The following is a 26305-nucleotide window of genomic DNA, read 5'->3' as shown; positions in this document are numbered from 1 at the left end:
TGGGGCATGCTGCAACGGGGTCGACCGCCGCAGGAGGCAGGATGAGACGAATTGCGCTGGCAGGTGCTCTGACGGTCGTGGTCGCCGGCGGTGCGGCGGCGCAGGAGCCGAGATTGACCGGCTACTGGCGCGGCACCTATGACTGTGCCCAGGGACTGACCGGCATCAATTTGACCATCCGGCAGTCCTTCGGCACCGCGGTCGAGGCGGTGTTCCACTTCTATGCCGTGCCGCAGAATCCCGGGGTGCCGACCGGATGTTTCAAAATGTCTGGCCGGCTGGATCCCGCGACGCGCGAATTCGTCCTGGAGAGCGATGAGAGCCGATGGCTGGTGCGGCCGCCGGATTATGTCGTGGTCAACTTCCATGGCATCCTGGGCGCGGACGGCCGCTCGATGCGGGGACGGGTCGAGGGCCCGGGCTGCACGCAGTTCGGCCTGCGGCGTTTGGATTCGCCACCGCCGGCGCCCGATCCGTGCACGACGGCGCTGAACATCTCCGGCATTTCGCTCGGCGATCCTGCGGCAACGCCTGTTGCGGCGCGTTGACAGCGGGCAGTACGCTTCTATTCTCCGCGCGCGACAAGGCGGGACACGCATGGATTTCACACTCTCCGACGACCAGCGCGCTTTCCAGGAAACCGCACGCACTTTCGCGAGCGCGGAAATGGCGCCGCACGCGGCGCGCTGGGATGCCGAGAAGATTTTCCCCGAAGAGACGCTGCGGGCCGCGGCCCAGCTCGGCTTCGGCGGCATCTACGTGAAGGACGATGTCGGCGGCAGTGGTCTCACGCGCCTGGATGCGGCCCTGATCATGGAAGAGCTGTCGGCAGCCTGCCCCAGCACGGCGGCCTACATCTCGATCCACAACATGGCCGCATGGATGATCGACGCCTTCGGCGACGAGGCGCAGCGCCATCGTTTCCTGCCCAAGCTGTGTACGATGGAGCATTTCGCCAGCTACTGCCTGACCGAGCCCAGCGCCGGCTCCGACGCCGCTTCCTTGCGCACGCGCGCCGTGCTGGACGGCGACCATTACGTGCTGAATGGCACCAAGGCGTTCATCTCCGGCGGCGGTCGCAGCGACATCTACGTCGCCATGGTCCGCACGGGCGGCGATGGCGCCGGCGGCATCTCGGCCCTGGTCGTCGAGCGCGGCACGCCGGGCCTGTCGTTCGGCAAGCAGGAGGACAAGCTCGGCTGGAACAGCCAGCCCACCGCGGCGGTGATCTTCGAGAATTGCCGCGTACCGGTTGCCAACCGGCTGGGGCCGGAAGGGCATGGCTTCAAGATCGCCATGATGGGGCTCGACGGCGGGCGCATCAATATCGGCGCCTGCTCGCTGGGCGGTGCGCGGGCCAGCCTGGAAGCGGCGTCGCGCTATGTCATCGAACGCAAGCAGTTCGGCAAGCCGCTGGCCGATTTCCAGACCACGCAGTTCAAGCTGGCCGACATGGCGACCGAGCTGGAGGCGGGCCGGCTGCTGATCCACAAGGCGGCCGCGCTGCTGGATGCCAAGTCGCCGGAGGCGACGCAGGCCAGCGCCATGGCCAAGCGTTTCGCCACCGACGCCGGCTTTCGCATCGTCAACGACGCGTTGCAGCTGCACGGCGGCTACGGCTATCTCAAGGACTTCCCGATCGAGCGCTACCTGCGCGATCTGCGCGTGCACCAGATCCTGGAAGGCACCAACGAAATCATGCGCGTGGTGATCTCGCGCCGATTGTTGACGGGTTAGTGTTTGGGACCGCGCGCGTCCACGCGCGCATCTTCGGCGAAAGCTTCGCTTTCGCCTGTTGCGTCAGCGCCGACCGGTTTCGCTCTTCGCTGCGCTACGAGCGAATGCGGGCGGGGACGCCCGCGGTCCGAAAGAGAAGGAGCACCGTATTGACGACCGAACCAGAAATTCTTTTCGACGTGCAGCACGGCCTGGGCCTGATCACGCTCAACCGACCCAAGGCGCTGAACTCGCTGAGCCTTGAGATGATCCGCGAGATGGAGCGCGTGCTGCCGGCGTGGGAGAGCGATCCGGCAGTCAAGGCCGTCGTGGTGCGTGGTGCCGGCGAGCGCGCCTTCTGCGCCGGCGGCGACGTCGCGGGCCTCTATCGCGAGATGCGCGACGATCCCGACGGTACGCTGCGGCGGGACTTCTTCCGCGAGGAGTACATCGTCAATCGCCGTATCTATCGCTACCGCAAGCCCTGGATCAGCCTGATCGATGGCATCGACATGGGCGGCGGCGTCGGCCTGTCGGTGCACGGCTCGCACTCGATCGCCACCGAGAAATTCCTGTTCGCCATGCCCGAGACGGCGATCGGCCTCTTTCCCGACGTCGGCGGCGGTTACTTCCTGTGCCGGCTGCGCGGCGCGCTGGGAGCATTCCTGGCGCTGACCGGCCATCGCCTCAAGGCGGCCGACGCGCTGTGGGCCGGCATCGTGCAGGCCCATGTGCCGAGCGCCAAACTGTCGGAACTGGTGACGGCGCTTGGCGCTGCTGATCTGTCGGGCGAAAACGCGCGGCGGCAGGTCGATGCGGTGGTGGCGAAGTTCGCGACCGATCCCGGCGCGCCGACGTTGCCGTCGATCATCGAGGATATCGACCGCTGCTTCTCGGCGGCGACCTTGCAGGAAGTCATCACCAAGCTCCGGGCCCGCAATGACGACTGGGCGCAGAAGCAGATCGACGTGCTGGCGAAGATGTCGCCGACCGCGATGAAGATCACGCTGGAGCAGCTGCGTCGCTGCGCCAACCGCTCGTTCGAGGACACGATGACCATCGAGTATCGCATGGCGCAGGCGTGCATGCGGCCCGGTGCCGATTTCTACGAGGGCGTGCGCGCCGCGTTGATCGACAAGGATCAGAGCCCGAAGTGGAATCCGCCGAGCATCGACGGCGTGACGGCGCAGATGGTCGAAGCGCATTTCGATCCGGTGGCCAACGATCTGGTGTTCGACTGAGAACTGGCATTCCGAGCGAAGCGAGGAATCTTCCTAAAGTGGCGTCAGGTGCGTCATTCGCAGGAGATCCCTCGCTGCGCTCGGGATGGCGAAGTACATATTGGCCTACGCAGCGGAGGAGACATCATGGCGAAGATCGCATTCATCGGGCTGGGCAACATGGGCGGGCCGATGGCGGCCAACCTGCTGAAGGCGCAGCACCAGGTGGCGGCCTTTGATCTGTCGGACGCGGCCGTTGCCGCTGCGGTCGCCAATGGCGCCACCAAGGCCGCCAACGTCGCCGACGCGGTGAAGGGTGCCGAGGTGGTGATCACCATGCTGCCGGCCGGCAAGCATGTCCGCGAGGTCTACGAAGGTACGGTGATTGGCGCCGCCGCCAAAGGCACGTTGTTCATCGACTGCTCGACCATCGACGTCGACAGCGCACGCGCCGTGGCGGCCGCAGCGGCCAAGGCCGGCATGGAGATGGTGGACGCACCGGTGTCTGGGGGGACCGGTGGCGCCACGGCCGGTACGCTCACCTTCATGGTCGGCGGCCCGGATGCCGCGTTCGCCCGCGCCAGACCGTTTCTCGAGCGCATGGGCAAGAACATCGTGCACGCCGGCGGTGCCGGCAACGGTCAGGCCGCCAAGATCTGCAACAACATGATCCTGGGCGTATCGATGGTCGCGGTGTCGGAAGCCTTCATGCTGGCCAAGCGCCTGGGACTCGATGCGCAGAAGCTGTTCGACGTCGCCTCGACCTCGTCGGGCCAATGCTGGGCGCTGACGACCTATTGCCCGGTGCCGGGGCCGGTACCGACTTCGCCGGCCAACCGCGACTACCAGGCCGGTTTCACCGCCGCGATGATGCTCAAGGACCTGTTGCTGGCGCAGGAGGCGGCACGCGCTGCCAGCGCGTCCACGCCGCTGGGCGCCGAGGCGGCACAGCTCTTCAGCCTGTTCGTGAACGCCGGTCGCGGTGCACAGGATTTCTCCGGCATCATCCGCATGCTCGACGGCAAGTAGGGCAGGGTTCCGCGCGCAGCGAGGAGATCCCTCGCTGCGCTCGACGTAACAGCAGGATCCTACCGCGCTGTACGCCGCTTGGAGACGAGAACGGGTTTCGCCACCGGGCGCGGGGCGGTGGCGGCCGTGAAGACGCGGGTCAGGAGCAGCTGGGCGCCGGCCTGCAGCTCCGTCGGCGCCGTGGCGTCGCCGGCCAGGAATTTCAGCAGGGCCTGCTGGAACAGGCCGTCGAACATCGCGTAGAGCACCGCTGGCGGCAGCGTCAGTTCCTCGCCGGCCAGTTCGGCCAGTCGGGTCATGATGCGCCAGATCATGGTCTCCAGGGTCTTGTCGATCTCCAGCACGTCGTTCTGGAACGCCGGTTCGAACAAGGCTTGGGACCGCAGGTCGTACCACAGGCGATGCAGCGTCGCTTCCTGGCGCAGCGTTTCGGCCAGCGCCGCGGGGAAACCGGCGGCCAGTTCGTCGTAGGTCGTCGCGGTTGTCGTGATCGCGTCGTAGCGCGTGACGCACTGCGCCTTGTAGTGGCGCACGCAGCATGTGATCAGGTCGACCTTGTCGCTGAAGTAGTAGTGCAGCACGCCGTGCGAGAACTCGGAGTTCTGCGCGATCTCCCGCAGGCTGGTGCGGGCGTACCCCAGCTCCGACAGCGTCTGAAGCGCGGCGGCCGCCAACTCGGCCCGGCGCTCGTTGACCTTGTCGACGCGCCGACGCTGGGCTCGCTCGAGTTGTTCGATTGCTGCAGACGGCATCGCTGACCTGCCACCGGTTCCGTTGGTGCCGCATCGGCATAGGGGATGGGCATCGTCGCGATCAAGCGCCGATTGCCTAACGCATACCACATCAGACCAAACGATTGCACTGGGCGCAATTGTATCTTTACATACGTCAAATAGAAAACTTGACAATTGTCAAATATAACTGCAGCTTGAAAGCTGTCTGCGGGAAGGAGGGAACCCGCGTCGGCCACAACGGATGACGCGACAGGCGCGCGAGAGCGGCCACTGCGCCGGCAAGTCTCGGCGCTCAAAAGAACAACCGGAGGACGCAAAAATGGGCAATTTCGACCTGACCGGGCGCAAGGCCCTGGTCACCGGCGGCGCGCGCGGTATCGGCGCCAGCATTGCCGAAGCGCTCGCCAAAGCCGGCGCCGCGGTCATGATCGGCGACATCCTCAACGATCTCGGTCAACAGACTGCCAGTGCGATCGCCAAAACAGGCGCCAAAGCGGGCTTCACGCCGCTCGATGTGCGTGAGGACGCCAGTTGGCAGGCCGCCGTCGCAGCCACAATCAGCACGCTGGGCGGATTCGATGTCCTGGTGAACAACGCCGGTATCGAGATCACGGCCTTGGTCGTTGATATCGACGCTGCCGAACTGCGCCGCATGCTCGACGTCAACATCGTCGGCGTTAGCCTGGGCATGAAGCACGCCTTCCGGACCATGCGGCCGGGCGGCCCGGCCGGCAAAGGCGGCGCCGTCGTCAACATTTCCTCGGTCGCCGCCACGATCGCGTTTCCGTCGATCGCGGGCTACTCCGCGACCAAATCGGCGGTCGATCGCCTGACCCGGGTCGGCGCGATGGAGGCGGGCAAGCTCGGCTATGGGGTGCGCGTCAACTGTATCTATCCCGGCCTGATCCCGACCGACATGGGCATGAAGCTCGCCGGCGATGTGGTGGCGGCAGGACTGTGGCCCACCACCGACGCTGCCGTGGGCGATGTCGTCGGGCAAACCCCGCTGGGGCGGCTCGGTGAAGTCGGCGATGTCGCCGATGCGGCCGTGTTCCTGTGCTCCGACGCGGCCCGCTTCATCACCGGCGTCGGGCTGCCCGTCGACGGCGGCATGGGCATGTGACAGCCGTCCAAATCGACGGTCGATTGGCGAAGATTCCCAGGGAGAGAGGCATGAGCGACAAGAGGCCTGTCGTCGTCTATGGCGCGTCCGGCTACACCGGCCGTCTGGTCTGCGAGTATCTGCGCGAGCTCAACGTGCCCTTCATCGCGGCCGGCCGCGACAAGGCCCGCGTGCAGGCGGTGGTCGACAAGATCCCCGGCATTGAGACCGCCGATTACGAAGTGGTGGAGGTCGAGCACTCGGTCGAGGCTTTGACCAAGCTGTTCAAGGGGGCTCGGGTCGTCAGCAACATGGTCGGGCCGTTCATCAAGTACGGTCCCGAGGTCGTCGAAGCCTGTCTCGCCACCGGCTGTCACTACACGGATACGACCGGCGAGCAGGACTGGGTGCTGGATGCGAAAACGCGTTGGGGCAAGGCGTTCGCTGGCAAGGGGCTGCTCCTCTCGCCCGGTGTCGCCCAGATGTATACGACCGGTGAAATCGCCGCCAACATCTGCCTGGAGACACCGGGGCTCGACACGCTCGACATCCTGGTGCTGTGGAAGGGGTTCCCGACCTACGCCTCGACCCAGACGATCTTCACCATTCTCAAGGCCAAGTGGTTCTACCTCGAGCAGAACAAGCTGGTGGAGTGGAACCAGAGCGAGACCACAGAGGTCAACGTTCCCGGCCAGCACGCGACGGCGCTCGCCCTGCCATGGGGCGGCACCAGCCATCCGATTTGGTTCCAGGATGATCCGCGCGTGGCCAGTTGCAAGGTGGTCGGCGGCGTGTTCGCCCGCGAGGTGATGCTGAACGTCGTCGCTACCCAGAAGATGGTCGAGGAGAAGATCAAGCCGCTGCCGCCGGAGCAGCAGGAGAAGGCGTTGGCCGAGATCGCGGCATCGGTGCAGGCCGGCATGCCGCCGCGCGAGAATCCGCGGATCAACACCTCGCTCGACTCGGTGCACGCGACGGGACCACTGGGACGCGCCCACTGCGTGATCCACGGCAACAGCAACTACAAGCAGACCGGCCTGCTGCAAGCCTATGCAGCGTACTCCCTGCTGCAGCAGCCACCGCGGAAAGCCGGCTTCGCATCGGCGTGTCAGGCCTTTGGGCACCGCGAGCTTCTGGGTGTGCTCAGGAGTTTCGGTCTCGTCCTCACCCCCGTCCTGACCGTCAGCACCTGATCCGACCAGGTCGCGAAGCCGCCGCCCCGGAGGGCCCCGCTCTCCGGGGCGTTTCTTATGGCGGAACACCAGTATTTTCCGATGACTCGACGCCGCCCGGCACGCCGCGTAAACCGGTGCGCCCGCTGAGATGAGGAAGCTGCCGATGTCCGGCCTGATCGTTCCGTTCAACAACTTCGTGCCCAAGGTCGACCCGTCGGCCTTCATCGCCGCCAATGCCACGCTGATTGGCGAGGTCGAGATCGGCGCCATGTGCGGCATCTGGTTCAACGCCGTGTTGCGTGGCGATGGACCGGGCATCGTGATCGGCGACAACAGCAACATCCAGGACGGCGTCGTCATCCATGTCAGCAATGCGCGCCAGGGCACGATCGTCGGGCGCAATGTCACGGTCGGTCATCTGGCGCTGCTGCACGCCTGCACCGTGCAGGATGATGCCTTCGTCGGCATGCACTCCACCGTCCTGGACGGCGCCGTGGTCGAGACTGGCGCCATGGTGGCGGCCGGTGCGCTGGTGCCGCCGGGCAAGATCGTGAAGGCCGGCGAGCTATGGGCCGGCAACCCGGCACAAAAGATGCGCGACATCGGCGAGAAGGACCTGCAGGTCTTCAAGTGGTCGGCGCTGCACTATATGGAACTCGCCAAGGCCTACACCGGTCGGCCCAACATGATCGACGGCTCCGGCCCGACGCCCAAGGTCGAGGACCTGCTGAAGAAGTAACGCGCCTGGGAGCGCGGGCGTCCCGCCCGCTCATGTCTCGGCGCTACGCGCAAAGGCGAAAGCTACGCTTTCGCCGGAGATGCGGGCGAGACGCCCGCGCTCCAGGCTTCTACGCCGCTGCCACCACCTCGGCATCCAATTCGACCCACACCGGCACGTGGTCGGACGGCTCCGGTCGGCCGCGCTCGGCCTTGTCGATCGTGCAGGCCTTCAGCTTGTCGGCGGCTTGCGGCGACAACAGCAGGTGGTCGATGCGCAGGCCGTTGTTGCGGTTCCAGGCGCCGGCCTGGTAGTCCCAGAAGCTGTAGGCCTTGGTGGTTGGATAGAGCGCCCGGTAGGCGTCGGTGTAGCCCAGGTTCAGGATCCCGCGCAGCGCCTGGCGTGATTCGGGCCGGCACAGCGCGTCGTCGGCCCAGGCCGGCGGATCGTAGACATCCACGTCGGTCGGGCAGACATTGTAGTCGCCGCCCAGAACCACCAATTCCTCGCTCTCGAGCAGCGCTTGCGCGCGCTGGTGCAGGCGCTGCATGAAGCCGAGCTTGTACGGGAACTTTTCCGTGCCGACCGGATTGCCGTTGGGCAGATAGATCGACGCCACGTTCAGTGCACCGGCGCTGGTCTGGAACCGCGCCTCGACATACCGCGACTGCACGTCGCTATCGTCGCCCGGCAGGGCGCGATGCACCACCTCTGGCGCCGTGCGCGAGACCATCGCCACACCATTCCAGCTCTTCTGGCCGACAACGGTGCAGCAATAGCCGGCAGCTTCGATCTCCAGCCGCGGGAACTGGTCATCCTGGCACTTGATCTCCTGCAGCAGCAGCACGTCGGGCTGCGTACGCTTCAGCCAGTCGGTGAGGTTGCCGGTGCGCCGGCGCACGGAGTTGATGTTCCAGGTCGCGATTTTCATGCCGGCACCATCGCAAGTCTGCGATGCGAAGGGAAGGTGGACCATGAGGGGCGAGTCGCTATCATTGTCCACAGCCTCTGTGGGAGCGCGCGATGACCGAAGGGCGTCTGTTCTTCACGTCGGAGATCTTCGAGGGCGGTCGCCGCCGGCGGCAGATCGCACGACCGCAAAAGACCTGGATCGAGCCGTCGCGCACACTGCCGGTGTTCGCCGAGTGTGACGTGCTGGTGGTCGGCGGCGGGCCGGCGGGCACGGCAGCGGCTACCAGTGCGGCGCGGCTCGGCGCCGACGTCATCCTGCTGGAGCGCTACAACCACCTTGGCGGACTGTCGACCGGCGGGCTGGTGTTCTGGATAGACCGCATGACCGACTGGGACGGCAAGCCCGTGATCCGCGGCGTCGCCGAGGAAATCTTCGATCGCCTGCCCAAGGAGTATGTCTGCGGGCCGGCACGCCAGGATTGGGGGTCGCGCGATGCCGCCACGGCTGCGTACTGGTCGCTGCGCTCGGCGGCCTTCCACGGCATCGTCACCTGGTCACCCATGGTGTGTCCCGAGCGGCTGAAGCTGGCAGCGCTCGACATGGTCGAGGAAGCCGGTGCGCGGCTGGTGCTGCACGGTTGGGCGTCGGTGCCGATCGTCGAGGACGGTGCGGTGAGGGGCGTCGTGTTCGAAAGCAAGGAAGGCCGTCAGGCGATCCTTGCCAAGGCGACGGTCGATGCCACCGGTGACGGCGACATCTTCCATCGCGCCGGCGTGCCGTCGGAAACCGATATTGAGAAGAACGATATCCACCACTGCATGAACACGGCCTGGATCTGGGCCGGTGTCGACATGAAGCGCTGGATGGACTTCCGCACGTCCGATCCCAAGGGCTATAGCGACTTCATGGCGACGGGACGCGAGAAGGTGCGCCATTTCGAGCGGCCCTTCACGTCGTGGCGTGATGACGTGGCGTTGTTCATGGGGCCGCGCCAGTCCGGCTTCGATGCCCTGAATGTCGATGACCTGACCGAAGTGGAAGCGTACTGCCGCCGGCTGATGTGGCAGCACCTGGAGGTGTTCCGCGCCCATGCGCCAGGTTTCGCCGGCGCCTATCCCGTGCAGAGCGCGCCGCAGATGGGCGTGCGGCACACGCGCCGGCTGGTCGGCGTCGAGAAGGTCGTGCGCACGCAGTGGGACGACGGTACGCCGTACGCGACCGAGGTCGGTGTCAGCCCTTCATTGTCGCCCAAGTTCCGCAACGTCTCCGTGCCCTATGGCGCGTTGCTGCCGCAGGTGGTCGATGGATTGCTGGCGCCGGGTCGACACTTGTCGTGTGACGCGACTTCCCATTCCTTCATGCGCGAAATCCCGCAATGCTGGCTGACCGGCCATGCCGCCGGCGCCGCCGCGGCCATTGCCGCCCATCGTGGCGTGGCGCCGCGGGCGGTCGATATCGGTGAACTGCAGGCTGCGCTTCAGAAGCAGGGCGCCTATCTGCGGCCGTCCGCTGCCGGTACGGTGAAACGCGCCGGTGCGAGCGGGTAGGGCGTCTTTCCCAACGTGTGGGAAAGGATGGCCGCTAGACGCTGAACGAGTTGCCGCAGCCGCAGGACGTGCTGGCGTTGGGATTCTTGATCTGGAACGAGGAGCCGACCATCTCGGTGACGTAGTCGATCTCGCTACCCTTGAGCAGCTCCAGCGAGGCGCTGTCGATCAGCACCCGGGCGCCCCCCTTTTCGATGACGAAATCATCGTCGGCGGCCTTGGTGTCGAAGTCGAAGACGTACTGGAAGCCCGAGCAGCCGCCGCCGTTGACCGCGACCCGCAGCTTGGCCTCGGCCGTTTCGCGCGACAGCAGGAAGGCAATGCGCTGGGCGGCACTGTCGCTCAGCGTGACCTGGGGCGCATCGATGACGAGATCCGACATGGTCCTGGACCCTGATTTCCGGGCCGCGTCCGGCCCACCTCACTTCTAATGTGGTGCTGGGAGCGAAACTGTCAACAAGATGCGGAATCCGGCATTCGTTGATGGACCAAAAACAATGGCCCAGGAGGCGTTCTGGCGATTAGACTGCAGGAAGATCCAGTAACCGTACAGAAAACGGGGCTTTGTCGTGTCCACTGCCAACGGCCAAACGTCATCCCCACCGCCCATGCCGCTGTTCTACACCCAGCCGGTGCCGGTCGACGCCAATCGCCACAAGGGCAAGTCGCTGCGCGACAATCCCGGGTTCGGTTTTTCCGCCCGGACCAATTCGGTGCCGGTGAGCGGGGCCGAGTTTGCGCTGGCCCAGCGCCATTACCCGATCGTGTTCTCCGGCCAGGGGGTGCCGATCCCGGTGGCGGTGCTGGGTCTGCGGGCTGACGAAAACCTGTTCGTGAGCGGCGACGGCACGTGGCTGCCGCAGACCTATATCCCGGCCTATGTGCGCCGCTACCCGTTCGTGTTTATTGAGGCCACGGGCGGTCAGCTCATTCTGGCCGTCGACGAGGGCGGTGGGTTCGTCGTCGATGGCAGCAAGCTGCCGCTGTTCGATGGCGCCGGAAAGCCGACCGAACTGGTGAACAGCGCCCTGCAGTTCTGTGCCGCCTACCAGGGCAATCACAAGGCGACCGCCGAGTACGTCGAGGCCTTGCAGGCTGCCGACCTGCTGGTCGACAACCAGGCCCAGGCCACCATCGCCGGCACCGAGCGGCTGTCGCTGGCCGGCTTCAAGGTGGTCGACGAGGCGCGCTTCAACAAGCTGCCGATCGCGACCCTCGAGACCTGGCGCGACAAGGGCTGGCTGGGCTGGACCTATGCCCACCTGCTGTCGTTCGGCGGCTGGAACGCCCTCGCCAACCTGGCCGCCGACCGCAAGAAGGCCGCGTAGCGGTCGTCCGTGGGCGCCGGCCGCAAGCCTGCCTTCCCGGACGTCACCGTTTGCCGGCAAAGATGCCGGTCGCCCTGTATCCCGCGCCGTTGATGGCGAAGCTCCCGGCCTGATAGGCGACCGGGTCTGCCGGGCTCCTGAAGAAGGAGCCGTTCAGCGAACCCGTCCGCCCTGCGCCCGCGATCGAGGCCGCGAAATTCTGCGGTGTCCACGCGGCAGCGGATGACGTGCCGCTGTAGTTGGCGCCATCGAAGTTTGTGATCGTCACCGTTCCGCTGCGGCTGCCGAAGTTCCAGCCGTGCTGGAATGCACCCGCCGCCAGGTAGCGGTTGTTGCCGTTGGTGACGTTGCCGATGATATGGCCGTTATAGGTGGCGGTGCCGTAGACGGGAATTTGCGACTTGCTGGCCAACTCGCCGGCGACCCAGGTGCCCAGGTGCATGCGATCGCGCTCGTTGATGCGCGGCCCGCTGTCGTAGCGCACGTCGCCCGCCCAATAGCCCCAGGACAGGTATGCGCAGTCGCAGAAGCCCACACCGGCGGGCAGCAGGTTGTGCACCGGCACGGTCGACTGCGTCACGGCGAACACGCGCGCATTGGCCGGGTTGCCGTCATTGTAGGTCGAACTCACGTTGGCGTTCTGCGTCATGGCGAAATTGCCGTCGTCGATGAACGCCGACCGCGACCGGCTGTTGCCGGTCAGGCCACCCAGCTGCAGCGTCAGGTCGCTGTGGTAGCTGTCCGATCTTTTCATCCGCAGCGAGGCCTCGACGCGGTTGCTCGAGGCGTCGGTCGTGATGCTGATGTCGGTCGGTCGGGTGTTGCGCAGGCTGTATTCCGAGAACACGCCGGCGGCGCTGCTGGTCTCGACGTTGGCGCCGGCGTAGCCGTTCATCGTCCGGGTGGTTCGCCGCGTACCCAGCCCGTCGGGGACTGGCGCGGGCAATGCGATCGCCACCGGGTAGTAGCTGCTCGTCGCGCTCGGGCTCTCATGCGGCTGTCGCAAGGCGGCCTGCTCGATGCGCACGCTGTCGCCGACGCCCGACGTCACATGGCTGTCCGGCCCCAGCACCATGTAGTCCGCCTGCGGCCCATAGATCGCCGTGCCCGTCTGTGTTTCCATCGTCGAGGCGGCGGCGCCGAAGCGCACCGTGCGCGCCATTGCCGACGCACGCAGCGAGCCGTTGTACGAACCTGACAACACGATGGCGTCGGGCTTGGTGTAGTCGGTGATGTAGGTGGCCAGGATGAGACCCATATAGGACGACTGTGCGGCACCCTGGCCGACGATGCCCAGGGACGCTTGCATGGCAACGGCGCGCTGGTTGGGATCGGGCGCACTACCGATCTGCGATACGTGCGCATTCGCCGAATAACGGGACAGCAGCGGCGAATTGAACGCCGTCAGGATCGCCGGCCGCAGGGCGTCGGCTTCCGGCACGAAGGGACTGGCCGAGATCGACGTTGCCGATTGGATGCCGACGAGAACGTGGGAGGCGAACCCGGCAGTCGGCAGGCTGGCGGTCGGCGTCGGTGTGCCGCCGAAGACTCCGCCGGCCCTTTCGGGCGCGCTGTCGGGTGCGAAGACGTATGCAAAGAAGTCGCCTGCCGGTGCAATCAGGCCGATGCCGGAGAGCGGGCCGAAGGTCGAACTGGTGTTGGAAGCCGACAGCACGGCACCGGCGCCGGGACTCCAAGGCAGGATGAAGGAAGCACCCGATTGGGTCGTGAGCGTCAGCCGGCTGTTGTCGGTGACGGTGGCGCTGGCGAGCGCTGTGTTGTTGCTCGGATCACGCGGCGCGGCCAGGGTCGCGTTGTTGAAGCCCATGTACGGTGGGTCGGCAACAAAGCGCCCCTGACTACCGAGCGTCACCACGCTTGGCGGCGGTGGGGGCGGTGGTGCCGTTGTTTGTGGCGGTGGAGGCGGCGGCGGCGGCGGTGGTGCCGTTGTCTGTTGCGGCGGTGGGATCTGCTGCGTCGGGCCTGGCGGGGTTGATTCCGGCCCCGTCATCTGGACCAGCGCGCGCTGCATGGCGCGGCTGGTCGCATCCGTGCCGGCGGCGTTGGCCTGCGCCACGGCGGCAGCCGAACCGCCTTGCGCCGTGTTGGCGCCCGGGGGTGCGATGGACTCCGGCGGCAAGTTTGAATTGGTGCTGCCGACGCCGGATTGCGCCAGGCCCTGCTCGATCGTGGTCGCGCTGGGTATGCTGCTGCCGCGCGTTCCCGGCGGCGACGGTGCCGCCGACGACGCTTCCAAGGCCCCTTTGGGCGCTGCAAGCTCGGTGCGTGTGGCAAGACGCGGGTCCGCCGGCCGCTGTCCCAAGGCGATCTCGATGATGCTGCCGGGACGCCGGGCGATCTGTTCGCCATTGTTGTTGGTGACCCGCATGCGTTCGCCGAACAGGAAGTACGCCTTCACCGCATCGGGCACCGTCGCGTCGATGACGGTAATGCCGCCCCGGATGCCGATAGTCGCCGAGGGTGTCTTGACCACGGCTTCCGAGGATTTGGTGATGTTGCCACCGACCAGCCGGAACACGCCCTTGGTGACGGTCACGGCGATGTCGCCGGTGCGTTTGTCCGGATCGTAGACGTAGCGGTCGATGGCCACCTGGCTGTTGGGGCCGATCGTCAGCGCCGTGCCATCGTTGAACAGCAGATGGGCCCGGTCGTTGGCCGCCGTGCGAATCGCTTCGTTGGCGAAGACGTCGGTGCCGACGTGCAGGATGCGCTCGCGCTGCGCCGGCGGGGTGCCGATGGGCTCGCCGGTGGCCGAGCTGGTCACGCCGACTTTCGCCGCCGCGCTGCCGTGGATACAGAGCAGCGTCAGGATCGCGAGAGAGAGAGTGTGATGAATGGAGATCGTCTTCATGCGTCTCTCCTTGGCGGCCGCACTGCCTAGAAGCGCCAGGTCAGGCCGGCCATACCGATGTAGTTCGTGTAGTCGAAGTTGGGCAGCGATGATGACCGTGCGTTGCGCGCCGCCTGCAGCACGATGGCGAGGCGCTCGGCGATCGGGACCTGCAGTGTCAGCGACAGGCGCCACTCGCGGTCGCGCCGCGTCGTTCCCGGATCGAGAGCGGGATCCGGTGCGTCGTAGTTGTCCCACAGGCGCGCCGCCGACAACGTCAGCGTGATCTGCTCACCAGGTGCCCACGCCGGTTGGCCGAGCATGGCCTGTGCGCCGACACCCAGCAGCCATTCGTTGTAGCTTTCGAAGCGTTTCTTGGCGTCGAAACGGCCGGCGCCGGCCCATGCGCCCAGCGACAGCCAGGGCAATACCTGCCAGTCGGCGGATATGCGTCCGAACGTCTCCCAGCCGGTGCGGAAATCGTTGAACGGGCGCTTCTTGCTGTTGTGATAGTCGCGGCGACGGACCTCGGCGACGAAACTCACGGCAACGTCGGACCACTTCTTGTCGAGATTGACGCCGACACCCGGCGCCCAATACTCCGTCGACGTTCCCAGGATCACATAGTCGATCCCGACATAAGGCCGGATGCTGACCTGCGGTAGCTGCGAGGGCAGCAGCCACATGCGGGGGCCGCTTGTGACGCTGGCGTAGAGCAGATCGACAGCGGTGGCCTTGAACTGCCGCGCCGCGTAGATCGTCGCCTGTGTGTCCAGCGACTCGCCGCCTTGCAGGCCGAAGTCCCAGAGGTGCTGGAAGCTGCCGATGACGAAGGCGTTGCCGTCTTTCTTGGCCGTGAACTGGCGGTCGAGCTGGGCATCCAGGCCGCCGAACCGCACGTTGCCGGCTGTCGGTGCGGCATTGGCGTTCGATTGATAACGGAAACCGAAGAGCAGAGTGCCGGAGAATTTGTGCGGATTGATCTGGCGATCGATCTCTTCCTGAAAAGCCTCGGCGCGTTGGCGCACGGGCGGCGGCACATCGGGCAGGGCGAGTACCTCGGCGATGTACCGCCGGGCGATTTGATACGAACCAAGTCGATAGTAGAGAACGCCGAGCTCCAGGCGTACGCGCGGCAGGTTCGGGGCGAGAATCAGCATGCGTTCCAGCGCGGCGACAGCGCCTTCCAGATCGCCGACCTTGATCGCGCGTTCGACGAAGGTGAACGCCTTCTGAAGATTGCCGGGATCGCCGATCATCTCCTTGAATGCGCTGTCATAGGCAGCGCGATCCGCTGACGCCGGCGGCGTCTGGGCGTTCGACTCGTGCTGACCCCCGAACGTCATGCAGATCGAGAGCAGACCTGCGCGCAACCACCCTGGCCCGTTCAACCGATCCCCCTCGGTCGACACTGACGCGTTTACGGCGCACCTCCTCGTCACGCGTTGGACGTCGCCGCAGCGAGTCCGCGTGTACGCAGGCGAAACCGTTCTCGAACCCCCAAATGAAATAGCTTGCAGGCCCTGGGACCTGAACATGTGCGACGCAAAAGCGAAACGCGCAGCAATATGCTGTAGGATTAGTTACACATGCGGCAGCATCGGCATGTGTGATCTGTTTGTGGCCCGGCGCCCCTCCATACCGAGAGCCGAGCGATCTTGATCAGGTTGACGGATATCGATGACTACTCAACCTGATCGACGATATTTACCAATGTCTTGTACATTAAAAGTCACTGTTGTGCAATATCATGCGGTCGAATTGTCATCGGACCCCGACCGCCTCTGACGCGCACGCACGCGCTCACGATGCAGCATGTAGAGGCCGGAGCCGATGATCAGCGGCAGGCCCAGCCACAACCAGACGGTCGGCACCTCGCGCCAGAACAACCAGCCGTAGCTCAGCGCGAACACGATCGAGACGTAGTCGAACGGCGCCAGCACGGCAGCAGGGGCCAGCCGCCAGGCGCGCGTCATGAGGATCTGCCCAAAGCCGCCGGTCAAACCGATCGCGGCCAGCCATAGCCAGTCGGTGAATGTCGGCCAGATCCAAGCGGTACCCAACGGTTGCCCGGCAATCTCGTTGCCGCTGATGATCAGGCCGCTCACGGTGATCGACGCGATGGAATAGCACAGGATGGTCTGGTCGCTGTCGGTCCGGCTGAGGCGGCGCACGCAGATCATCGAGAGCGCGTAGCAGAACGTGGTGCCCAGCACCGCCAGCGACAGCGGATGGAATGCTGCCGTTCCCGGCTGCACGATGATCAGTACGCCGATGAAGCCGACGATCACCGCACACCAGCGGCGCCAGCCGACCTGCTCGCCCAGCAGCAGGACACCCAGGACGGTCATGAAGAACGGCGAGGCGAACGAGATCGCATACAGTTCCGCCAGCGGCATCAACGGGAAGAGGTAGAAGAAGCCGAACATCGACAGGAACGATACGACCACGCGGCCGAACTGCAGCAGGGGCTGGCGCGTGGCAAGCGTTTGCCAGCCGCCGGCGGCCTGGATCAGCCACAGAAGCGGCAGTACCGAAAACACGCTGCGGCAGAAGACGATTTGTAGGGTCGGATAGCGCGCACCGAGCGCCTTCACCATGGCATCCATAGTGGACAGCAGCGCGAGCGCCACGACCTTGCTGTAGATACCGCCGACGGAATCGGACAACGAACCGGGAGAGGGGAAACTCGACATCGCACGCGGAGATAGCATCGGGGGGCTCGGCGGGGAAGGCATGACATGGACGGCCGGCGCGGCTGACCGTAATGTCGTGCCGGGGGGAAGGGCGAATGATCGGGTGGCTGGCAAGGCGATGGGGCAGGCGCTTGCCGATCGTGGCGCCGTTCATGGTCCTGTTGGCGGCGCTGGCGCTGCGCGTCGCCGACCCACCCAGCGTCAACCAGCTGCGTGACTTCGCGTTCGATGCGTTCCAGCGTCTGAAGCCGCGTGACTATGATCCGCAATGGAACGTGCGCATCGTCGATATCGACGAAGCAACGCTGGCAGCCTATGGCCAGTGGCCCTGGCCGCGCGATCGGCTTGCCAAGCTGGTCGACAAGCTCAGTGAGCAGGGAGCGGCCGTTGTTGCCTTCGACGTGTTGTTTGCCGAGCCCGACGCTTCGTCGTGGCATCGCCGGGTGCGCGAGCTGATTGCCTATGTCGATCCTGAGACCGTGCAGCGCATTGCCGCCGCCGTGCAGGATAACGACCGCCTGCTGGCCGATGCCTTCGCCCATGCCAATGTGGTGACGGCCTATGCCTTCGATACCGCGACGCGCCAGAGCCGGCCACCAGGTCTGAAACACGGCTACGCGATCAGTGGCGAGGATCCGCTGCTGTACCTGAACCGCTATGCCAGCGTGGTTTCCACCTTGGAGTTGCTGGAAGCCGGCGCCAAGGGCAACGGCGGTATCACGCCCGACCACGACATCACCGTGATCCGCCGCGTTCCCCTGTTGCTGCGGCTCGAGACGCAGTCGCATGTTTATCCGGCGCTTTCCCTGGAGGCGGTGCGCATCGCCGTGCAGGCCTCGACATATGTCGTGCGCGGCGCGACATCGGGCGGCGATCTGGGGTGGCTGGCGCGAACGCTGTCGGCATTCCAGGACGGTGTGCAGTCCGTTCGGGTCGGCGATCGCATCGTACCGACCGACCGCCATGGCAACCTGGTGCTGTACGACAGCGGCCACCGCCAGGAGCGGTTCATCTCCGCCCGTGACGTGATGGAGGATCGGGTCGACAAGGAGAAGATCGCGGGCAGTATTATCTTCGTCGGCACCAGCGCCGCCGGTCTCAAGGACATCCGCAACACACCGGTGGACAGCGCCATTCCCGGCGTCGAGATCCATGCCCAGCTCGTCGAGCAGATCTTCACGGAGACCTACCTGGCGCGGCCGTTCTATGCCGGCGCGCTGGAGACCGGCTTCCTGCTGGTGGCGGGTTTGCTCTTCGTGTTCGTCATGCCGCGCGTCTCGGCCGGTTGGAAGGGCGTGCTGGCGATTGTCGGCGTGGCCGTCGGCCTGGGGGCACCGTGGCTTCTCTTTGTCACCGAACGCGTGCTGGTCGATCCCATCTATGCACCTGCAATGCTGGCGCTGATCTACGCCGCCAGTTCGGCGTCGAGTTTCATGCTGACCGAGCGCGAGCGGGCGCAGATCCGCGGTGCCTTTGGCCTCTACCTGTCACCGGATGTGGTCGAGGAACTGGCGCGCAATCCCGCGCGCCTGCAACTCGGCGGCGAGGAGCGGATCCTGACGGTGATGTTCACCGACGTGCGCGGTTTCACGACGATTTCCGAGCAGTTCGATCCGCCGGGCCTGACGCGGTTCATGAATCGCTTCCTGACACCCATGACCAACATCATCCTTTCCGAACGCGGCACGATCGACAAGTACATGGGCGACTCGATCATGGCATTCTGGAACGCGCCACTCGATGTGCCGGACCATGCGGCGCGGGCCTGTCGCGCGGCGCTGGCCATGCAGTCGCGCCTGAAGGACTTGAATATCGAATGGCGCAGCCAGGCGCACGACGAGGGGCGCAACCACATCCCGGTGGCGATCGGAATCGGCCTCAATACGGGTCCGGCGTCTGTCGGCAACTTCGGGTCCGACCAGCGCTTCACCTATTCGGTGCTGGGCGATGACGTCAATCTGGCCTCACGCCTGGAAGGTCAGTGCAAGGTCTATGGCGTGGCGATCATCGTCGGCGAGGACACCCGGCGGTCGGCGCCGGACTTTGCCTGCATCGAGCTCGATCTGGTCAAGGTGAAGGGCAGGAGCGAGCCGGAACGCATCTTCGCCCTGATCGGCGATGCCACCCTGCGCGATACCGAGGCGTTCCGCGCCTGGGAGGCCGCACACGGGGCGTTCCTAGTGGCATATCGTGCCGGTGATTTCGCGGCGGCAAGGCTCAAGGCTGAACAGGCGAAGGCCTGTGCTGACGTGGCGGATTGGGGCTCGGGATACTACGAGCGCATGAACGTCCGGCTGAAAACTCTTGTTGCCCAACCGCCTGCCATCTGGGATGGCGTTTATGAGGCTGAGGAGAAGTGATGGAACAGGTCGATGTCGATGCGCGGCTGGCCGCCATCGAAGCGGTTGTCTGCCGCGAGGTCGGGCGCGGCGCGGCACCGCTGATGGCGGCCACGCAGGGCGGGCTGGCCCGCGCGGCGCGTGCGATCGTGGCTGTCGCCCAGCCCACCATCGGCATCATCACCGGCTTTTTCGTGCCGACTCTCGATCCGCCGATGGCGGAGACCGACGGCCCGGTGGGCGCCGCCCATCTTGCCATCGGTTTCGCCAACTGCGGCTGGGGTGTACGCGTGGCGACCGACACGCCGTGCGCCGGTGCCGTCAGTGCCGCGCTGCGCGGCACCGGCCAGGCCATCGACGCGCGGATCGGGCTGGATGTCGTGCCGACCGGGCCGGCACAGGCCGAGGCGATTGCAAGCCTGGTCGATCGTTGGCGCACGGCGGGGGTGACGCATGTCATCGCCATCGAGCGCTGCGGCCGGGCCGCCGATGGCGGCTGCTATACGATGCGCGGGATCGACGTGTCGGCGACCACCGCGCCGCTGGATGACCTGTTCACGGCAGGCCCCTGGGTGCGCATCGCGATCGGCGACGGCGGCAACGAGGTCGGCATGGGCAGCCTGCCGCGCGATCTGATCGCAGGCTCGGTGCCCAACGGCGAGAAGATCGCCTGCGTCACGCCGGCCGATCATCTCGTGGTCTGCGGCGTTTCCAACTGGGGCGCCTACGCATTTCTGGCGGCGTTGTCGCTGCTGTTGCCGGCGAAGGCCGCATCGCTGCTGGCGACCGTGACGCCGCAGATCGACCTGCAGATCCTCGAAACCCTCGTGCGCGACGGGCCATCGGCCGATCCGGTCGCCGGGGTGCGCGCCGCCTCGGTCGACGGCTTCGCGCACCCCGTACACGGCACAGTGATCGAGACTGTGCTCGCTGCCGCGCGCGGGTGATCTCAGGCCGCGCGCCGGGCGCCGAAGCGCTCGATCACCTCGGCCAGAGGCACATGGCCCTTGCAGGCACCGGATCCCGCTGGCGTCTGGCCATCCTCGATCGCCTGCGCGAAGCGCACGGCCGGTTCCGCCTCGATCCGCCGCCGCAGCGCCGTCAGCTTGGGATAGGCGGCCGGATCGACGGCATCGTGGAATTCCGCCCAGCGCGCCACGCCGATCAGGGTAGTGTCGGCCAATGTCAGCTTGTTGCCGACGAGGAAAGGCGTGTCGGCGATCATCGCCTCCAGGCGCGCGTGACGGCTGATCACCGACTTGCGGCCGTGGGCGCGCAGGATCTCCAGCGTCGCCGGGTCCGGATTCTTCATTTCCAGCGCCGTCCACAGCGGGCTGAAAGACCCGGTGAAGCCGGTATTCACGAAGGCCATGATCTGGTGCATGCGATCGGCGTCCGGTGTGCCCGGCGCGTAGCTGATGCGCCGTTGCGTGTCGCGTGCCTCCAGCCAGCCGGCGATGGCCATGGTCTCGGTCAGCACGCGACCATCGTCGGTGATCAGCACGGGTGTTTCGCGGCGGTCGTTGATGCGGCCGTACGCGTCGGTTGCCATGTCGACCAGCATGTCGACGCGGCTCAGGCGATAGGGTTGTCCCAGCTGCTCCAGCGCAGCGACGAGTCCCATCGAGCTTCCCAGCGGGAAGCCGTAGAGTAGGATCGGTTCCATGTCACATTCCGAGTGTTGAGGGCCGAGGGATCGCGCTGCGCAGCGAACTGGAATGTAGTTGCTGCCGTTCCCATGTAAATTACGCACAAATCTGTAACCAGGCGGGACCTATGAAGAACGTCGTTTCGCACTGCCCGATCGAGCAGGTCATGCAGGTGCTCAGCGGTCGCTGGCCGACGCTGTTGCTTTACTACCTGCGCGACGGAACCAAGCGCTTCAGCGACCTCCGACGTGACAATCCCACGGTGTCGCATCGGATCCTGACCTTGGAACTGCGCAAGCTGGAGGCGGCCGGCATCGTGCGGCGGACGGTGCATGCCGGCTATCCACTGCGCGTCGACTATGATCTCACCGCGCATGGCCACAAGCTCGTGCCGTTGATCAACGCGCTCAGCGCATGGTGGCAGCAGACGCGTCGGGACATCGCTGCGGACGGCCGGCGTTCCGCTGCGTGAGGCGCCGCTGGCTGCCCTGACGAAAACCGGCTCGTCTTCCCTGGTTGCGTCTGCTAACGGGCTTGAGTCCTTGATCTGATGGAAAGCCCATGGCCGCGACCGTAATCCCGAGCGATCATCCGTACGCCCGTACCCATCCCGAGATCCGCGATGCCGTGGCCCAGCTCTGCGGCAAGTTCGACGGCGCCTATTGGCGTGGGCTCGACCGCGAGCGGGCCTATCCGACCGACTTCGTGCGGGCGCTGACCGAGGCCGGCTGGCTGTCGATCCTGATCCCGGAGGAATTCGGTGGTTCGGGGCTGGGGATTTCGGCCGCCGCCGCCGTGCTCGAGGAGATCCACGCCGCGGGCTGCAACGCCGCCGCCTGCCATGCGCAGATGTACACCATGGGCACCGTGCTGCGGCACGGCAACGCCGCGCAGAAGGCGCGCTACCTGCCCAAGATCGCCAGCGGCGAGCTGCGCCTGCAGGCCTTCGGCGTCACCGAGCCCTCCAGCGGCACCGACACGCTCAGCCTGCGCACCCAGGCGGTGAAGAAGGACAACAGCCGCTACATCGTGAACGGCCAGAAGATCTGGACCAGCCGCGCCGAGCACTCCGACCTGATGCTGCTGCTGGCGCGCACGACGCCGCGCGACCAGGTGAAGAAGCGCACCGACGGGCTGTCGGTGTTCCTGGTCGACATGCAGGAGGCCAAGGGCAAGGGCCTCACCATCCGGCCGATCCGCACCATGATGAACCACAACAGCACCGAAGTGTTCTTCGACAACATGGAAGTGCCGGCCGAGAACCTGATCGGCGAGGAAGGGCAGGGTTTCCGCTACATCCTGTCGGGCATGAACGCCGAGCGTATCCTGATCGCCGCCGAGTGTCTGGGCGATGGCCGCTGGTTCATCGACAAGGCGACGAACTACGCCAAGGAGCGCAACCTGTTCGGTCGCCCGATCGGCCAGAACCAGGGCGTTCAGTATCCCATCGCGCGCGCCTACGTCGCGCTGCAGGCGGCCGAGCTCATGGTGCGCAAGGCGGCGAGCCTCTATGAGAGCGGCATCAACTGCGGCGAGGAAGCCAACGTCGCCAAGCTGCTGGCGTCGGAAGCGTCATGGCAGGCGGCCGAGTCCTGTGTGCAGACACATGGCGGCTTCGGTTTCGCCGAGGAGTTCGATGTCGAGCGCAAGTTCCGCGAGGCACGGCTCTACACCGTGGCGCCGATCTCGACCAACATGGTGCTGAACTTCGTCGCCGAACACGTGCTGGAACTGCCACGCTCGTATTAGATGAGAACCCCTCTCCGCCCGCGTAGCGGGGGGAGAGGGAGGGGCCCACGCGCAGCGTGGGAGGGTGAGGTGGGTGGTCAGAACGCACGCGATTTCTGGAATGAGATCACGTCCGTCTTCAACACCTACCTCACCCTCCCATCGCTAACGCGATGGGCCCCTCCCTCTCCCCCCACTGCGTGGGCGGAGAGGGACAAAGCTCAAATCGCCGCCGTCGGAAACGCTTCTTCGCCCGATCGGTAGGTGCCGGCGCGCCCCAGGTCGGCCAGTAACTGGCGCTTGGCGCGCTCGAACGTGCCGGACTGCCGATCGCGCGGCCGCGGCGCCTCGAGCGTCAGGACACCGGCGATCCGGCCGGGATGGGCCCGCATGACCATCACCCGGTCGGCCAGGACCAGCGCCTCCTCGATGTCGTGCGTGACCAGAACCAGGGTCGGCCGCGTGTCGGCCCACAGGTCGAGCAGGTGGTCCTGCAAGTCCACGCGCGTGAAGGCGTCGAGCGCCGAGAACGGCTCATCCAGCAGCAGCACCCGCGGATTGGTGACCAGCGCGCGGGCGAGTGCGACGCGCTGGGCTTGGCCGCCGGACAGCTCGCGCGGCCATCGCGCGGCATAATCAGCCAGGCCGACGCGTGCCAACGCGGCGTTTACTTTCGCTGCTCGCTCCGTTGGCGCCAGCGCCGCCAGCCCGAAGCCGACATTGCCCGCCACCGTCAGCCAGGGCAGCAGCCGCGGTTCCTGGAACACCAGGCCGACCGCCGGGTGCGGGCCTGCGATGCGTTCGCCATCGACCTGGACCTCTCCGGTCGTTGGCGCTTCGAGGCCGGCGGCCAGCCGCAGCAAGGTGCTCTTGCCGCAGCCCGATCCACCGACGATGGCCAGGATCTCACCGGCGTCGACGGCCAGCGAGATGTCGGCCAGCGCCCGTGTGCCGTTGGGATAGCGTTTGGAGACGGCGTTCAGCGCGAGCATGGCTAGGACCTGCCGGCCACGTCCTGCCAGCGCAACAGCGGCGCCGTCAGGGCAACCAGAATGGCATCGGTGATCTTGCCCAGGATGGCGAAGATCGCGATGGCGGAAATGATCTGCGCCGGCTTGCCCAGCTGCTGGCCGTCGACCAGCAGGTAGCCCAGTCCTTCGGATGCACCCATGAACTCCGCTGCGACCACGAACATCCAGCCCAGTCCCAGGCCCGAGCGCAGGGCGATGACGTAGTGGGGCAGAACGGCGGGCAGCATGATGCGGCCGACCAGCGCCGGTCCCGACAGACGGAAGATGCGGCCGACCTCGATGGTCTTGCGGTCGATCGAGAGGATCGCGCCCAGCGTGCCGAGATAGACGGGGAAGGAGACGCCCACGGCGATCAGCGCGATCTTGGAGGCCTCGAAGATGCCGAGCCAGAGGATGAACAGCGGCACCCAGGCGATCGACGGAATGGCGCGCAATCCCTGCAGCGTGGGATCGAGCAGCGCGCGCCACAGGCCGGAGGCGCCGGCCAGGGCGCCGAGCGCCGTGCCCGCCGCAACTCCCAGCGCGAAGCCGGCGGCGACCCGGGCCAGGGTTGCCTGCGCGTGCCACCACAGCTCGCCGCCGCGGGCGAGATCGACGAGCGTGGCCAGGATGCGGCTGGGCGGCGGCATCAGGCGCCCCTCGGCGAGGCCGCTGCGGACCGCGGCTTCCCACAGGACGGCCGCACCGATCGGCAGCACGAAGCCCAGCAGCAGACGCCAGCGGAAGGGGCGCGGCGGCGGGGCGGCTGGTGTGTCCAGCGCCGGTTCCGATGTCTGGGCAACGCTCACAGGGGTCATTGCGTCGCTGCGAGGAACCGGCCGTCCAGCAAGCCGTTGACCTGCGCCGCGACGTCGGTGTCGGCGGTCACGACTCCCGCCCGCTGCAGGGCGATGCCCGCCGCCAGGATGCTGTCGCGCTGCGCGGCGCCGATTGGTCCGTGGGTGATGCTGGTCCGCTCGAGCTGGCGGGCGATCACCGCCTCGGGCAGCTTGGTGGCGGCGACCAGGGCGGCGGCGAGTGCCTTGGGGTTGTCGACGGCAAAGCGGCGCGCCTGTTCATAGGCCGCCAGCACCCGGCTTACGATCTCGGGATTCTGGGCGGCGAATTCCTCGCGCACATTCAGGACGCCCCAGGTATTGGCGGCCGGATCGCGGAAGAACAGCGTGGCGCCGTCGTCGATCTCGGCCGACGCCATCATCGGATCGAGACCGGCCCAGGCATCGACGTCCTTGCGCTGCAACGCCAATCGGCCGTCGGCATGCTGCAGCAGCACCAGCCGCACGTCCTTCTCGGTCAGGCCGGCATTGGCCAAGGCGCGCACCAGGAAGATGTGCGGATCGGTGCCGCGGGTGACGGCGACGCGCCGGCCCTTCAGGTCGGCCGGGGCCTTGATGCCCGTATCGGGCCGCGTCACCAGCGCCGTCCATTCAGGCTGCGAGTAGACATAGACGGACTTGATACGGTTGCCGTTGATGCGGCCGATCAGGGCCGCGGCACCCGCGGTCGAGCCGAAATCCAGCGAACCCGCATTCAGGAACTCCAGTGCCTTGTTCGATCCCGCGGACTGAACCCAGCGAATGGCGATGCCGTCTTTCGCAAACGCATCCTCCAGGATCCGCTTGTCCCGGAGGATCAGCGACACCGGGTTGTAGGTCGCCCAGTCGATGGCGATCTCCTTCGGCGGCGCGGCGGCGGCGGGGCGGGCCGACAGCACCGAGAGGCCGGCGATCGCGATCAACTTCCGCCGGGCAAGCATTGGCGCAGGCATTGGATCTCCATGGGGCGAGCAGCTGGCGGCCACATCTAGGGGATAGGGTTGGTCGGTGGTTGTTAGTTTTTCTAAGCGTGATTGTTAGAAATACTATGCGGCGGCTGGTAGACGCCGCCGCGGGCCTCTAGCCGTGTTCAAGTGGCACCTGCGCCCGGCACAAGGGACAATCCTGGGACAGCCACATCTGTCGTTCCAGCGATGCCAGCGTAAAGAAGGGCACACCGCGCTGCGCCGAGAGGCGTGGTGCGGCATCGCCGAGCGCGATCAGGCTGGCGAAGCCGGCCACGTCGGCACCGCAGGCCACCAGGTCCGCCGCCGTCGCCAGCAAGGCGGAACCGGCATTGACCGCATCGTCGACCAGCAGGACGCGCCGGCCGCTCAGCGCGGCCCGCCGCGCTGCCGGGATGCTATAGCGCGCGGTGCCCGATGCATCGATCTGGCGTTCGGCGAAGGCGAATTCGATACCGATCTCCGCCGCGATGAACTGGGCGACGAATGCGCCGCCGGTCAGCGGCCCACAGACGGCGTCCGGGCGACAGGCGGCCGCGCGCGTGGCCAGCGCGGTGGCCCATTGCCGTGTCCGCCGCGCGTCGGCGAGCAGGGCATCGAGGTCGAGCCACAGATCGCCGTGGTGGCCCGACTCGTAGCGGAAATGGCCGCGTCTTGCGGCCTGCAGCACATTGTGTTCGATGGTGTCCGGCGGCATGAAATCGGTGTCCGATTGAATCCGGCAGAGATTTTCAACGCGGCGGCGATCT

The 26305-nt window shown here is 66.3% G+C and carries 24 protein-coding genes; 13 read left to right on the top strand and 11 right to left on the bottom strand.

All coding sequences use genetic code 11. The features are described from left to right. The first annotated feature begins 41 nt into the window (after nt 1–41). From FQU96_RS32130 to mmsB, 4 genes are all read left to right on the top strand, one after another. Complete coding sequence (locus FQU96_RS32130; protein WP_146545478.1) at nt 42–548, top strand: hypothetical protein; 507 nt, start codon at nt 42–44, stop codon at nt 546–548. A gap of 49 nt (nt 549–597) precedes the next feature. Further along, the gene (locus FQU96_RS32125; protein WP_146545477.1) at nt 598–1737 is read left to right on the top strand and encodes an isobutyryl-CoA dehydrogenase; all 1140 of its coding nucleotides are present in this window, start codon (nt 598–600) and stop codon (nt 1735–1737) included. Nucleotides 1738–1886: 149 nt separating this feature from the next. Continuing rightward, complete coding sequence (locus tag FQU96_RS32120) at nt 1887–2957, top strand: enoyl-CoA hydratase/isomerase family protein (RefSeq protein ID WP_255468668.1); 1071 nt, start codon at nt 1887–1889, stop codon at nt 2955–2957. Nucleotides 2958–3083: 126 nt separating this feature from the next. Next, on the top strand, nt 3084–3965 hold the full coding sequence (mmsB, locus tag FQU96_RS32115) for a 3-hydroxyisobutyrate dehydrogenase (protein ID WP_146545476.1): 882 nt from the start codon (nt 3084–3086) through the stop codon (nt 3963–3965). Nucleotides 3966–4024: 59 nt separating this feature from the next. Here mmsB and FQU96_RS32110 read toward each other — a convergent pair whose 3' ends face one another. Further along, nucleotides 4025–4717, bottom strand: coding sequence for a TetR/AcrR family transcriptional regulator (locus FQU96_RS32110; RefSeq protein ID WP_146545475.1), 693 nt, complete (start codon nt 4715–4717; stop codon nt 4025–4027). Nucleotides 4718–5018: 301 nt separating this feature from the next. Here FQU96_RS32110 and FQU96_RS32105 point away from each other — a divergent pair, with 301 nt between their 5' ends. The 3 genes from FQU96_RS32105 (at nt 5019) to FQU96_RS32095 (ending at nt 7715) form a co-directional block, all read left to right on the top strand. Further along, the gene (locus FQU96_RS32105; RefSeq protein WP_146545474.1) at nt 5019–5822 is read left to right on the top strand and encodes an SDR family NAD(P)-dependent oxidoreductase; all 804 of its coding nucleotides are present in this window, start codon (nt 5019–5021) and stop codon (nt 5820–5822) included. A 50-nt stretch (nt 5823–5872) separates the two neighbouring features. Next, nucleotides 5873–6994 carry a DUF5938 domain-containing protein gene (locus FQU96_RS32100; RefSeq protein WP_146545473.1) on the top strand — a complete coding sequence of 374 codons (1122 nt, stop codon included), beginning with the start codon at nt 5873–5875 and terminating at the stop codon, nt 6992–6994. A 145-nt stretch (nt 6995–7139) separates the two neighbouring features. After that, a complete protein-coding gene (locus tag FQU96_RS32095) occupies nt 7140–7715 on the top strand; it encodes a gamma carbonic anhydrase family protein (protein ID WP_146545472.1) in 576 nt (191 codons plus the stop codon). A gap of 109 nt (nt 7716–7824) precedes the next feature. Here the strand turns inward: FQU96_RS32095 and xth are convergent, their stop codons facing one another. Then, on the bottom strand, nt 7825–8625 hold the full coding sequence (gene xth, locus FQU96_RS32090) for an exodeoxyribonuclease III (protein WP_146545471.1): 801 nt from the start codon (nt 8623–8625) through the stop codon (nt 7825–7827). A gap of 92 nt (nt 8626–8717) precedes the next feature. Here xth and FQU96_RS32085 point away from each other — a divergent pair, with 92 nt between their 5' ends. After that, entirely contained in the window at nt 8718–10154 is a 1437-nt protein-coding gene (locus FQU96_RS32085) for an FAD-dependent oxidoreductase (protein ID WP_146545470.1), read from the top strand. A gap of 34 nt (nt 10155–10188) precedes the next feature. On the opposite strand, the gene erpA is transcribed toward FQU96_RS32085, so the two are convergent. Further along, complete coding sequence (gene erpA / locus FQU96_RS32080; RefSeq protein WP_146545469.1) at nt 10189–10536, bottom strand: iron-sulfur cluster insertion protein ErpA; 348 nt, start codon at nt 10534–10536, stop codon at nt 10189–10191. Nucleotides 10537–10723: 187 nt separating this feature from the next. On the opposite strand from erpA, the gene FQU96_RS32075 reads away from it, so the two are divergent. Beyond that, entirely contained in the window at nt 10724–11482 is a 759-nt protein-coding gene (locus FQU96_RS32075; protein ID WP_218574958.1) for a SapC family protein, read from the top strand. Nucleotides 11483–11525: 43 nt separating this feature from the next. On the opposite strand, the gene FQU96_RS32070 is transcribed toward FQU96_RS32075, so the two are convergent. The 3 genes from FQU96_RS32070 to FQU96_RS32060 all read right to left on the bottom strand — a co-directional run bounded on the left by FQU96_RS32070 (nt 11526) and on the right by FQU96_RS32060 (nt 17047). Next, a complete protein-coding gene (locus tag FQU96_RS32070) occupies nt 11526–14354 on the bottom strand; it encodes a FecR domain-containing protein (protein WP_146545468.1) in 2829 nt (942 codons plus the stop codon). A 26-nt stretch (nt 14355–14380) separates the two neighbouring features. Beyond that, nucleotides 14381–15679, bottom strand: a complete 1299-nt coding sequence (locus tag FQU96_RS32065) for a tetratricopeptide repeat protein (RefSeq protein ID WP_146545467.1) — start codon at nt 15677–15679, stop codon at nt 14381–14383. A gap of 402 nt (nt 15680–16081) precedes the next feature. Then, nucleotides 16082–17047 carry a DMT family transporter gene (locus FQU96_RS32060; protein WP_178130829.1) on the bottom strand — a complete coding sequence of 322 codons (966 nt, stop codon included), beginning with the start codon at nt 17045–17047 and terminating at the stop codon, nt 16082–16084. A 77-nt stretch (nt 17048–17124) separates the two neighbouring features. Between FQU96_RS32060 and FQU96_RS32055 the strand changes: the two genes are divergently transcribed. Further along, complete coding sequence (locus tag FQU96_RS32055; RefSeq protein WP_178130828.1) at nt 17125–19389, top strand: CHASE2 domain-containing protein; 2265 nt, start codon at nt 17125–17127, stop codon at nt 19387–19389. After that, nucleotides 19389–20315: a glutamate cyclase domain-containing protein gene (locus FQU96_RS32050; protein ID WP_146545464.1), complete on the top strand. Its 927-nt coding sequence runs from the start codon at nt 19389–19391 to the stop codon at nt 20313–20315. The genes FQU96_RS32055 and FQU96_RS32050 overlap by 1 nt, the downstream gene beginning before the upstream one ends. Nucleotides 20316–20317: 2 nt before the next feature. On the opposite strand, the gene FQU96_RS32045 is transcribed toward FQU96_RS32050, so the two are convergent. Further along, nucleotides 20318–21034 carry a glutathione S-transferase family protein gene (locus tag FQU96_RS32045; protein ID WP_146545463.1) on the bottom strand — a complete coding sequence of 239 codons (717 nt, stop codon included), beginning with the start codon at nt 21032–21034 and terminating at the stop codon, nt 20318–20320. A 110-nt stretch (nt 21035–21144) separates the two neighbouring features. On the opposite strand from FQU96_RS32045, the gene FQU96_RS32040 reads away from it, so the two are divergent. Then, nucleotides 21145–21489, top strand: a complete 345-nt coding sequence (locus FQU96_RS32040; protein WP_146545462.1) for a helix-turn-helix domain-containing protein — start codon at nt 21145–21147, stop codon at nt 21487–21489. An 89-nt stretch (nt 21490–21578) separates the two neighbouring features. Then, the gene (locus FQU96_RS32035) at nt 21579–22766 is read left to right on the top strand and encodes an acyl-CoA dehydrogenase family protein (RefSeq protein WP_146545461.1); all 1188 of its coding nucleotides are present in this window, start codon (nt 21579–21581) and stop codon (nt 22764–22766) included. 200 nt (nt 22767–22966) lie between these two features. Here FQU96_RS32035 and FQU96_RS32030 read toward each other — a convergent pair whose 3' ends face one another. From FQU96_RS32030 to FQU96_RS32015, 4 genes are all read right to left on the bottom strand, one after another. Next, the gene (locus FQU96_RS32030; RefSeq protein WP_146545460.1) at nt 22967–23737 is read right to left on the bottom strand and encodes an ABC transporter ATP-binding protein; all 771 of its coding nucleotides are present in this window, start codon (nt 23735–23737) and stop codon (nt 22967–22969) included. Nucleotides 23738–23739: 2 nt separating this feature from the next. Beyond that, nucleotides 23740–24573, bottom strand: a complete 834-nt coding sequence (locus FQU96_RS32025) for an ABC transporter permease (RefSeq protein WP_146545459.1) — start codon at nt 24571–24573, stop codon at nt 23740–23742. After that, entirely contained in the window at nt 24570–25544 is a 975-nt protein-coding gene (locus FQU96_RS32020) for an aliphatic sulfonate ABC transporter substrate-binding protein (protein WP_255468666.1), read from the bottom strand. The genes FQU96_RS32025 and FQU96_RS32020 overlap by 4 nt, the downstream gene beginning before the upstream one ends. A 127-nt stretch (nt 25545–25671) precedes the next feature. Further along, nucleotides 25672–26253 (bottom strand): phosphoribosyltransferase, encoded by a 582-nt coding sequence (locus FQU96_RS32015; RefSeq protein WP_146545458.1) that lies wholly within the window; start codon nt 26251–26253, stop codon nt 25672–25674. Nucleotides 26254–26305: the final 52 nt, after the last annotated feature.

The sequence above is a fragment of the Reyranella sp. CPCC 100927 genome, from assembly GCF_007859315.1.
GTDB lineage: Bacteria > Pseudomonadota > Alphaproteobacteria > Reyranellales > Reyranellaceae > Vineibacter.
This window is presented reverse-complemented; position numbering and strand designations above follow the sequence as displayed.

Bases quoted from the DNA above. Each gene is read 5' to 3' on its own strand.
- FQU96_RS32095 (WP_146545472.1), top strand. From the start codon at position 7,140: ATGTCCGGCCTGATCGTTCCGTTCAACAACTTCGTGCCCAAGGTCGAC.
- FQU96_RS32100 (WP_146545473.1), top strand. From the start codon at position 5,873: ATGAGCGACAAGAGGCCTGTCGTCGTCTATGGCGCGTCCGGCTACACC.
- FQU96_RS32065 (WP_146545467.1), bottom strand. From the start codon at position 15,679: ATGACGTTCGGGGGTCAGCACGAGTCGAACGCCCAGACGCCGCCGGCG.
- FQU96_RS32020 (WP_255468666.1), bottom strand. From the start codon at position 25,544: ATGCCTGCGCCAATGCTTGCCCGGCGGAAGTTGATCGCGATCGCCGGC.
- FQU96_RS32110 (WP_146545475.1), bottom strand. From the start codon at position 4,717: ATGCCGTCTGCAGCAATCGAACAACTCGAGCGAGCCCAGCGTCGGCGC.
- FQU96_RS32105 (WP_146545474.1), top strand. From the start codon at position 5,019: ATGGGCAATTTCGACCTGACCGGGCGCAAGGCCCTGGTCACCGGCGGC.
- FQU96_RS32035 (WP_146545461.1), top strand. From the start codon at position 21,579: ATGGCCGCGACCGTAATCCCGAGCGATCATCCGTACGCCCGTACCCAT.
- FQU96_RS32085 (WP_146545470.1), top strand. From the start codon at position 8,718: ATGACCGAAGGGCGTCTGTTCTTCACGTCGGAGATCTTCGAGGGCGGT.
- FQU96_RS32055 (WP_178130828.1), top strand. From the start codon at position 17,125: ATGATCGGGTGGCTGGCAAGGCGATGGGGCAGGCGCTTGCCGATCGTG.
- FQU96_RS32070 (WP_146545468.1), bottom strand. From the start codon at position 14,354: ATGAAGACGATCTCCATTCATCACACTCTCTCTCTCGCGATCCTGACG.
- mmsB (WP_146545476.1), top strand. From the start codon at position 3,084: ATGGCGAAGATCGCATTCATCGGGCTGGGCAACATGGGCGGGCCGATG.
- erpA (WP_146545469.1), bottom strand. From the start codon at position 10,536: ATGTCGGATCTCGTCATCGATGCGCCCCAGGTCACGCTGAGCGACAGT.
- FQU96_RS32125 (WP_146545477.1), top strand. From the start codon at position 598: ATGGATTTCACACTCTCCGACGACCAGCGCGCTTTCCAGGAAACCGCA.
- FQU96_RS32050 (WP_146545464.1), top strand. From the start codon at position 19,389: ATGGAACAGGTCGATGTCGATGCGCGGCTGGCCGCCATCGAAGCGGTT.
- FQU96_RS32130 (WP_146545478.1), top strand. From the start codon at position 42: ATGAGACGAATTGCGCTGGCAGGTGCTCTGACGGTCGTGGTCGCCGGC.
- FQU96_RS32060 (WP_178130829.1), bottom strand. From the start codon at position 17,047: ATGCTATCTCCGCGTGCGATGTCGAGTTTCCCCTCTCCCGGTTCGTTG.
- FQU96_RS32040 (WP_146545462.1), top strand. From the start codon at position 21,145: ATGAAGAACGTCGTTTCGCACTGCCCGATCGAGCAGGTCATGCAGGTG.
- FQU96_RS32030 (WP_146545460.1), bottom strand. From the start codon at position 23,737: ATGCTCGCGCTGAACGCCGTCTCCAAACGCTATCCCAACGGCACACGG.
- FQU96_RS32015 (WP_146545458.1), bottom strand. From the start codon at position 26,253: ATGCCGCCGGACACCATCGAACACAATGTGCTGCAGGCCGCAAGACGC.
- FQU96_RS32025 (WP_146545459.1), bottom strand. From the start codon at position 24,573: ATGACCCCTGTGAGCGTTGCCCAGACATCGGAACCGGCGCTGGACACA.
- xth (WP_146545471.1), bottom strand. From the start codon at position 8,625: ATGAAAATCGCGACCTGGAACATCAACTCCGTGCGCCGGCGCACCGGC.
- FQU96_RS32045 (WP_146545463.1), bottom strand. From the start codon at position 21,034: ATGGAACCGATCCTACTCTACGGCTTCCCGCTGGGAAGCTCGATGGGA.